The organism is Mycobacterium sp. TH-M106, assembly GCF_057473765.1.
In genome coordinates, this window is the sequence record NZ_JBYCLE010000389.1 from 1 (window position 1) to 8,322 (window position 8,322).

An 8,322-nucleotide genomic window follows, 5' to 3' on the forward strand; every position below is an offset into this window, starting at 1 on the left:
AAGCGGAGGCTGTCTTGCTGTCGGTGGATGACCTCGAGGGCATGGAGATGACGTTGGAAATCCTCGGTGATACCGATGCTGTCGCACGTGTCGCAGAAAGCTTGGCAACCCTGAGACGCGGCGAGTCCGGCGCAAGCCTGGCTACCATGCGCCAAGACCTGGCGCGGCGCCGGGTCACCGGCGGGTGACCGAACCGGCGCAGCGCTACGAGATCCGTTTCCAGCCTGCCGCACGCCGGGCCATTGCTCAGCGCCTTCCGGAAGCTGTCGCCGCCGCAGTGTTGGAGTTTTGCGATGCCCCGGACTGGCGGTCAATCCCCAGCGAGTCGGCAAACCGCTGCTCGGCCCTCTCGCCGGATGTTACGGCGCTCGCCGCGGGCACCTATCGCATCGTCTACCAGATCGACGAGAACGGCCACGTTGTCCACGTTCTCGCTATTGATCACCGCTCGCAGATTTACCGCCGCCGACGACGGTGACCTGCGTCGATCTGGCGCTTGCGATCGAGGTCGCCACGAGACGGTGGTCGCATGCCGGCAATGCGGTTGGTTACACCGACCACTCCTGCTACCGGCAGTCTCCACCGTTTCCCATGATTTCGGTCATTGCGAAATCGGCGATAGAAGCTCATAGTTGACGGCGAGTAGGCGATATGTCGCTTCGGCCCGCCGGTCACAGGTGACGAGCGCCAGCTTGTGCTTGCGGGCAGCTGCACCCACCAGGCCGTCGTACAGAGCGCCGCCGGCCAAGCCCGCTACGGCTAACTCTCGCAGTAGTTCCTTTGTATCCGTTGCGGACAGGAAGCGAGACTCGGGAAAATTCTTCTCCTCCAGGCGAAGTGCCGCAGCTGGATTAAGGCGCTGTGGCGGCGGCAGTCGGGTGAGTACCGACAGCAGTTCTACCGCGGCATGCCCCGACATCCCACGGCGGCATGCGAGGAGCCGGGCTCTGGCGGCCAGATGGAATGGGTTCTCACGCTGCACCAGTGCAAGTGCCGCACTGGTGTCGACCAGCACGTGTTCAGCGCTGGTCGGCAAGCCGGAACTCCCTGACCGCGTCGGCGTCAACCTCTCGGCCGCCGCTGGGTAGCAGCAGAAGCCCGTCCTGTTCGATGAGGTTGTCGGCTGCCACGCTTTCGATGCGGACAGCGGCGCCGTCCAGGGAAATCTCCACCTCGCCCGCGGTAATGCCCGACTGCTCGCGAAGCGACTTTGGGATCACCAAACGTCCAGCACGATCGATGGTAGTGCGCATGCCAGCATCCTACCATTATTCTGGTATCGATATCCAGGCAGATTCCAGTGAACGTCGCAGCACCGAGGCGATGTCGCCCCCCGTTTTGATCAGTCCCAGTTTGCTGGCACACCAAAGGCGTCGGCGAGCCCTCGGTGGCCGAGGTCGGTGAGCACCACCGCGCGACGCTGGTTGATGCGGCGGATCCAGTCCAGGTCGAACATGCGCTGGGTAAGCGCGGCCCCCAGGGGGCCGGCGAGGTGGTGGCGCTGTTCAGACCAGTCCACGCAGTAGCGGATCATCGGCTGCTTGCGGCTCAGGGCAGCCAGGTCTATCCCGAACGCGGCCAGCGTTTCTCGTCCAGTCGATGTCAGTCGGTAGGTCAGGTCGGCGCCGCGCGCCGACAGCTGGTCGGTGTCGGCTTCGTCGAGGTGGTAGCGCCCGTCGCCGCCGGTGAGCAGGCCCTGCTCGAGCAGCGCCGTCATGACGGCCACGCCCAACCGCCCGGCGAGGTGGTTGTAGCATGTGCGTGCCCGGCGCAGGGCGTGCGCACGCGTGCCCTGGCGCAACGAGCGGATCGGCTCGGGCGGAGAGATTCGGGCGAGTGCTTCCAGAGCTTCGGCCACCCCAGGACCGGCCAGGCGGAAGTAGCGAGCCCGACCCTGACGCTCGACGCGGAGCAACCCGGCGTCCACGAGTCGGGCGAGATGCTCGCTGGCGGTAGAGGCGGCTACTCCGGCCTCGGCGGCCAGCACGCCGGCCGGCAGCGCGCGCCCGTCGAGCAAGGCCATCAACACACGTGCGCGAGCACGCTCGCCGACCAGCGCGGCAACGCTGGCGATATCAGCGTCACCATGCCCGGCGAACGCGACAGCGGGATGGGTGAACATGTCATCCACGATAGGTCGCGGATATTTCGGTGCCAGCCGAAGTAAGTCGGCATCATGATGGGCCTCATGGGCGCAAAGATCGATACTGACCGGTTTCCGGAGTGGCAACCCTTCCGGGATGCGGTTGCGCAGCATCGGCCCGACGCTGGCACGTGGTGTGAAGCCTGGACAGTGCGCGACCTTGTCATCCATATCACCGGAGGAGCCGAAGAACTCGCTCGGGTGCTGGGCAAACATCTCGAAGGCGAAAGTGTTGACACGCGCGGCCTTCATGAGCGCGAGGCCCCGCTGCGTGCCTTGAACGACACCGATCTGTGGGAGGCGCTGCACGCCAGGATGGCCTTCTTCAACGAGGTGGCAGCAGCGGCCGACGACGTCCCCGCCAATACCGATGTTGCCTGGGCCGGCCGCACGATGAAGGTGCCGTGGTTCGCCGAACACGTGCGAGAGGAGCTGGTCCTACACGGCTGGGACATCACCGGCGATGACGCGGCGGCACAGGCGCGACTGGCCCAACCGTGGATGACGACCCACAGTGTGGTCGCGGTGGGCCGGCCGCTGCTGGCTAAAGGAGCTCAGCGGCTCGACCTTGCACCCGGCGAGCGATTCGAGGCCCGGCTGCGTGTCAGCGGAGCCCGGGACGTCTTGGTGACGGCTGAAAACTATTCTTCGTCAATGGAATTGGTGAATCCGGACGGCCCGGCGACATTGGAAACCGATGAGGCCGCACGTGTCCTGCTGTTGTGGGGACGGCGGCCAGCTGACCCGTCGCGGATTCACAGTCGAGTCGGACCCGACGCTCTCGGGCGTGTTCGCCGACTGCTCAGCGGCTACTGAAGCGACCAGCGTTCGCTAGCTGCCCCTGCGCACGCCGTAACCGGTTGAGCACCGCGGTGGTGCTGTTCACGTTATCAACCATCATCACTTCCATATCGCGCCAACGTCTTCCATCCGTTCACCTGTGACTTTGCGTACCGTTACCTGTATAGGTATGTTGGCGGTGATGGGCCAACGAAGCCAATCCCGTCCTGACATCAGCCAAGCGGCTGTCGACTCACCCAAGGTCGGGCGATGGGTGAAGGTTCTCGACCAGACTCGCTGCATCGGCTGCCACGCGTGTAGCACCGCATGTAAGAGCGAGAACGAGGTTCCGCTGGGTGTGAACCGGACCTACGTCAAGTCCGTGGATGTCGGCAAGTTCCCGGATGCGCGCCGCGCGTTTCAGGTGACGCGATGCAATCAGTGCACCGACGCACCGTGCGTGACCGCCTGTCCCACCCGGGCGATGTACAAGCGGCCCGACGGGATCGTCGACTTCGACAAGAGCATCTGCATCGGCTGCAAAGCGTGCATGGCCGCATGCCCCTATGACGCCATCTTCATCAACCCGGAAGACCACTCCGCGGAGAAGTGCAACATGTGCGCCCACCGCCTCGACGTCGGGCTGGAACCGGCCTGCGTGACGGTCTGCCCCACCGAGGCGATTCTTGTCGGAGACCTGCAGGATCCTTCGTCTAAGGTCGCCGAACTCATCAATCGTCGGCCTGCTCTGGTGCGACGACCGGAGAAGGAAACCGGGCCGGGGGTGTTTTACCTCGGCGCCCACCAGGCCACCCTGGACCCGCTGGCGGCGCGGCGGCCGGACGGCGGCCTCTATGCGTGGGCGACACAGGGGCCCGCCGATCCGCAACTGGTGGCGGCCGGTCACCCAGCGGGTGTGGTCTCCTCGGCGGCAGCTCTGGTGTCCTACGACGTCCCGCATCGCGCACCGTGGGGGTGGCGGGTGAGTCTCTACACATGGACCAAGAGCCTTGCCGCCGGCCTGCTGATGGTAGCGGTCGCCCTGACGCTGATCGGCGAAAACAACTGGAACGATCCGTTGACACGGTGGATCGCACCCCTTGGTTCGCTGGCGTTTCTGGCGATCACCGGCATCCTGTTGACCTGGGATCTGAAGCACCCCTTTCGCTTCTACCTGATCTTCACCCGACACCAGTGGCGCAGCTGGCTGGTGCGCGGGGCATTCATGCTCGGCGGCTACGGCGCGATCCTCGGCGTGTATCTGCTGGCCGTCATCTTCAGTATGGGATGGCTGCAACGGGCCAGCGGAATCGTCGCAGTGCCCTTGGCGCTGGTCACCGCGTACTACACCGCTTTTCTGTTCGCCCAGGCCAAAGCACGCGACTTATGGCAAAGCGCTTTGCTTCCCGTGCATCTGACGCTGCAGTCGGTATTAGCCGGCGCGGCCGGCCTGCTGCCGTTTCTGCTGGCCACCGGTTATGCCCCGCACCGTGCCTTGGTCGCCACCGAGATCATTATGGCGGTCGCCGCCGCGCACATTCTGGTGGTGTGGGCCGAGGTGGCGATGCCGCACGTCACCGCCCACGCAGACCTGGCGATCCACGAGATGGTCCGGGGCCGGTTCGCGCCGTTCTTCTGGGTCGGCATCGGCGGTGTCGCGGTGGCGGTTGCCGCGCCGTGGATCGGTTGGCCCGCGGTACCGTGCGCGCTGATCGGACTGCTTGCCCACGAGCACGCCTACATCCAGGCCGGGCAGGCGGTTCCGCTGGCCTAGGACGACCTATGCCTGATCTAGGCCGGTTCGAGAAAGGAAACGCACAGCGATGCGAAAGCGTGCAGCACCGGAGATCGACCAGCTCGCCAGGCGGGTGTCGGCGGCCCGGCACGCCGTCGAACAGCGCGGCGAGACCTTCTATCAAGGCCCCAGCGCGGCCCATCTGGCGTCGTTTCCACCCAAAGAACGCTGGGACAACTGGACGGAGCTGGATTCCCGGTCCTGGCCGCGGCGCGTCGAGCACAGCTACATGCTGGTGCCGACGACGTGTTTCAACTGTGAATCGGCTTGCGGGCTTTTGGCCTACGTCGACCGGGACTCGCTGCACGTCCGCAAGTTCGAAGGCAACCCCGAACATCCCGGGTCGCGGGGGCGAAACTGCGCCAAGGGTCCGGCGACTATCAACCAGGTCACCGATCCCGACCGGATCCTCTACCCGCTCAAACGCGTTGGCCCTCGCGGCGGCGGACAGTGGCAGCGCGTCAGCTGGGACGAGGCACTCGATGCGCTGGCGCAACGCCTGCGCGCCGCGATCACCGAGAACCGGCAGAACGAGATCATGGTGCACATCGGACGCCCCGGTGAGGACGGCTACACGGAACGGGTGCTGGCCAGCTGGGGGGTGGACGGCCACAATTCGCATACCAACGTCTGCTCAAGCGGAGGCCGCGCCGGCTATCAGTTCTGGATGGGCATCGATCGGCCCAGCCCCGACCACGTCAACGCCAAGGTGATCTACCTGATCAGTTCGCATCTGGAGACCGGGCACTACTTCAACCCGCACGCGCAGCGGATCACCGAGGCCCGGGCGAACGGCGCCAAGGTGATCGTGCTCGACACCCGGTTGTCCAACACCGCCACCCACGCCGATTATTGGCTTTCGCCGAAACCCGGCAGCGAGGCCGCGATCAACTTGGCCATTGCCCGACACCTCATCACCACCGACTGCTATGACCGGGAATTCGTTCGCCGTTGGTGGAACTGGGAGGAGTACCTGCAAGCCTGCGCGCCCGAACTGCCCCCGGCCTTCGCCTCCTTCGAAGCCGAGCTTCGGCGCCTATACGACGCGTACACCTTCGACTTCGTCGCCGCGGAATCGGGAATCGCCGCGGAGACGCTGCGGGCGATCGCCGAGACGGTGGCCCAGGCCGGCACCCGGTTCGCGGCGCACTGCTGGCGGTCGGCCGCGGCCTCCAATCTCGGCGGATGGCAGGTGTCGCGGACGTTGTTCTTGTTGTCGGCGCTGCTCGGCGCGGTGGGTACCGAGGGCGGCACGTTTCCCAATGCCTGGAATAAGTTTGTCCCCAAGCCAATTCACACGCCACCGGATCCGGCGGTGTGGCAGGGCCTGAGCTGGCCACTAGAATATCCGTTGGCCCAGAACGAAATGTCGTTCCTGCTTCCGCATCTGATCAAAGACGGCCGTGGTCGCCTCGACGTCTACTTCAACCGGGTGTACAACCCGGTGTGGAACAACCCGGACGGCTTGTCGTGGATGGAGGTGCTCACCGATGAGCAGGCCGTCGGCTGCTACGTCGCATTGACCCCGACGTGGAGCGAGTCGGCGTATCTGGCCGACTGGGTGCTGCCGATGGGACATGCCTCCGAGCGGCACGACAGCCACTCCTACGAGCAGTACGACGGGCAGTGGATCGGGTTTCGGCAGCCCGTGCTGCGCACCGCGCGGCAGCGGTTGGGCGAGTCGATCACCGACACCCGCCAAGTTAACCCGGGCGAGGTGTGGGAGGAGAACGAGTTTTGGGTCGAGTTGTCCTGGCGGATCGACCCGGACGGCAGCTTGGGCATCCGGCAATACCACGAGTCGCGAGCCCGGCCCGGCGAAAAGCTCACCGTCGACGAGTATTACGGTTGGATGTTCGAGAACTCCGTGCCAGGCCTGCCCGAGCGTGCGGCGCAGGAAGACTTGACTGCCCTGGAGTTCATGCGCCGTTACGGGGCATTCGAGATCGCACGGGGTGTCGGCGCGGTGCACGAGCACGAGGTTCCCGCCCAGGAGTTGGTGGATCCGCATGTCAACGCCACCGGCCGGGTATACACCGCCGCACCTGAAGACGACGCCGTCAATGTGGTTCCGATCGCCTCGCCCGAACCCGACACGCAGGGACGGCGGGCGGTCGGGGTGCGCGTGGACGGCAAGATTCTGCGGGGATTGCCGACCCCGTCGGGTCTGCTCGAGTTCTATTCGTCGACGCTTGCGGCATGGGGTTGGCCCGAGCACGCGCTGCCCGGCTACATCAAAAGCCACGTCCACCCCGACTACCTCGCCGCCGATCAGGTCGTGCTGTTGTCGACGTTTCGGCTGCCCACCCAGGTGCACACCCGAACGGCGAACTCCAAATGGCTCGACGAGCTGGCGCACACCAACCCGGTGTGGATCCATCCCGCCGACGCGCAGCGGTTCGGCGTCGCGCGCACCGGGGATCTGGTGCGGGTGGAGACCGCGATCGGGTATTTCGTCGCCAAAGCCTGGGTCACCGAGGCCATCCGCCCCGGCGTGGTGGCCTGCAGCCACCACATGGGCCGCTGGCGCACCGCCGAGCAGGGCGGCGGCGCGGGCGCGATGATGGCCACCGTCACCCTGGACCGCGACGAGTCCGGGTGGTCGATGCGACGGCTGCGGCCGGTCTCGCCGTACCGCAGCGACGACCCCGACACGCAACGCATCTGGTGGGGCGAGACCGGGGTGCACCAGAACCTGACGTTTGCGGTGCAGCCGGATCCGATCTCCGGCATGCACTGCTGGCACCAGGCGGTGCGGGTGCGCCCGGCCGGCGCCGGCGACCGGGCCGGCGACATCAGCGTCGACACCGCCAAAGCGCGAGAGGTGTACCGGCAATGGCTGGCGATGACACGCGACGCGAGAACCGTCTCACCCGACGGGACACGGCGCCCCAGTTGGCTGCTGCGGGTGCTCAAACCCACGGAGGACGCATGCCACATCCCGGCACCGTGACCCGCGCGACTCCCGCGGCCTCGGCGGCCCCGCCGCGAGCCGAACTGATCCGCGCGCTCGGCGCGGTGGCCTACAGCCCGCCGCCGGCGACCGACCGGCTCACCGCCGCGCTGGGCCTTCCGGCGTTCAGCGCCGCCGACCACACCGCGGCGTTCGTGCTGTCGGCGCCGCCGCACGCGGCCATCCACCTCGGCGCCGAGGGCAAGCTGGGCGGCCACGGGCTGGACCGGGTCGAGGGCTTCTGGCGCGCGGCCGGCTGCGATCCGCCGGCCGACGCCGATCATCTCGGGGTGCTGCTGATGTGCTACGCGGACATGGCGCACGACGGCAGCTCCGGCCCGGCGCTGCGCGTCGCCGAGAGCCTGTTCGGTGAGCACATCTGGTGCTGGGCGCCCGGCTATCTGCGGGCCGTCGCGGCGCTGGGCGTCACCGCGGCGACGGACTGGGCGGAGCTCACCGCGGCGGTGCTGGCCGAGGAGCACCGCCGAACGGCACCGGCCGCCCGGCTGCCGCTGGCGCTGCGCAACGCACCCGGGCCGCTCGATCCCGACTGCGACGCCGACGAGCTGCTCGACGCGGTGGTCAGCCCGGTCAGGTGCGGGTTCGTGCTGACCCACCAGTCGTTGGCGGCCGGGGCGGCCGCCGTCCAGG

At 66.8% G+C, this 8,322-nt stretch carries 9 protein-coding genes; 6 read left to right on the top strand and 3 right to left on the bottom strand.

The genetic code is table 11. The annotated features are described in order from the left end of the window. Together AC2VOP_RS13845 and AC2VOP_RS13850 are read left to right on the top strand one after the other, a co-directional pair. Positions 1-188, top strand: a 188-nt coding sequence (locus AC2VOP_RS13845) for a hypothetical protein (RefSeq protein WP_486961502.1), incomplete at its 5' end; no start/stop codon positions are given. Next, positions 185-478, top strand: a complete 294-nt coding sequence (locus AC2VOP_RS13850) for a type II toxin-antitoxin system RelE family toxin (RefSeq protein WP_486961503.1) — start codon at positions 185-187, stop codon at positions 476-478. The genes AC2VOP_RS13845 and AC2VOP_RS13850, both read left to right, overlap by 4 nt. Positions 479-601: 123 nt before the next feature. Here the strand turns inward: AC2VOP_RS13850 and AC2VOP_RS13855 are convergent, their stop codons facing one another. From AC2VOP_RS13855 to AC2VOP_RS13865, 3 genes are all read right to left on the bottom strand, one after another. Then, complete coding sequence (locus AC2VOP_RS13855; RefSeq protein ID WP_486961504.1) at positions 602-1,036, bottom strand: PIN domain-containing protein; 435 nt, start codon at positions 1,034-1,036, stop codon at positions 602-604. Continuing rightward, complete coding sequence (locus AC2VOP_RS13860; protein WP_486961505.1) at positions 1,020-1,253, bottom strand: AbrB/MazE/SpoVT family DNA-binding domain-containing protein; 234 nt, start codon at positions 1,251-1,253, stop codon at positions 1,020-1,022. The genes AC2VOP_RS13855 and AC2VOP_RS13860 overlap by 17 nt, the downstream gene beginning before the upstream one ends. Positions 1,254-1,342: 89 nt before the next feature. After that, positions 1,343-2,122, bottom strand: coding sequence for an ArsR/SmtB family transcription factor (locus tag AC2VOP_RS13865; RefSeq protein ID WP_486961506.1), 780 nt, complete (start codon positions 2,120-2,122; stop codon positions 1,343-1,345). Between the two features lie 66 nt (positions 2,123-2,188). Here AC2VOP_RS13865 and AC2VOP_RS13870 point away from each other — a divergent pair, with 66 nt between their 5' ends. The 4 genes from AC2VOP_RS13870 to AC2VOP_RS13885 all read left to right on the top strand — a co-directional run. Next, positions 2,189-2,959, top strand: a complete 771-nt coding sequence (locus AC2VOP_RS13870; RefSeq protein WP_486961507.1) for a maleylpyruvate isomerase N-terminal domain-containing protein — start codon at positions 2,189-2,191, stop codon at positions 2,957-2,959. Between the two features lie 322 nt (positions 2,960-3,281). Further along, a complete protein-coding gene (locus AC2VOP_RS13875; RefSeq protein ID WP_486961508.1) occupies positions 3,282-4,697 on the top strand; it encodes a 4Fe-4S dicluster domain-containing protein in 1,416 nt (471 codons plus the stop codon). Positions 4,698-4,746: 49 nt separating this feature from the next. Then, positions 4,747-7,671: a molybdopterin dinucleotide binding domain-containing protein gene (locus AC2VOP_RS13880; RefSeq protein ID WP_486961509.1), complete on the top strand. Its 2,925-nt coding sequence runs from the start codon at positions 4,747-4,749 to the stop codon at positions 7,669-7,671. Next, positions 7,650-8,322, top strand: a 673-nt coding sequence (locus AC2VOP_RS13885) for a molecular chaperone TorD family protein (RefSeq protein WP_486961510.1), incomplete at its 3' end; no start/stop codon positions are given. The genes AC2VOP_RS13880 and AC2VOP_RS13885, both read left to right, overlap by 22 nt.

What these genes read in the sequence shown, in the direction of transcription:
- AC2VOP_RS13860 (WP_486961505.1), bottom strand. Translation starts at nt 1,253, where the DNA reads ATGCGCACTACCATCGATCGTGCTGGACGTTTGGTGATCCCAAAGTCG.
- AC2VOP_RS13865 (WP_486961506.1), bottom strand. Translation starts at nt 2,122, where the DNA reads ATGTTCACCCATCCCGCTGTCGCGTTCGCCGGGCATGGTGACGCTGAT.
- AC2VOP_RS13870 (WP_486961507.1), top strand. Translation starts at nt 2,189, where the DNA reads ATGGGCGCAAAGATCGATACTGACCGGTTTCCGGAGTGGCAACCCTTC.
- AC2VOP_RS13880 (WP_486961509.1), top strand. Translation starts at nt 4,747, where the DNA reads ATGCGAAAGCGTGCAGCACCGGAGATCGACCAGCTCGCCAGGCGGGTG.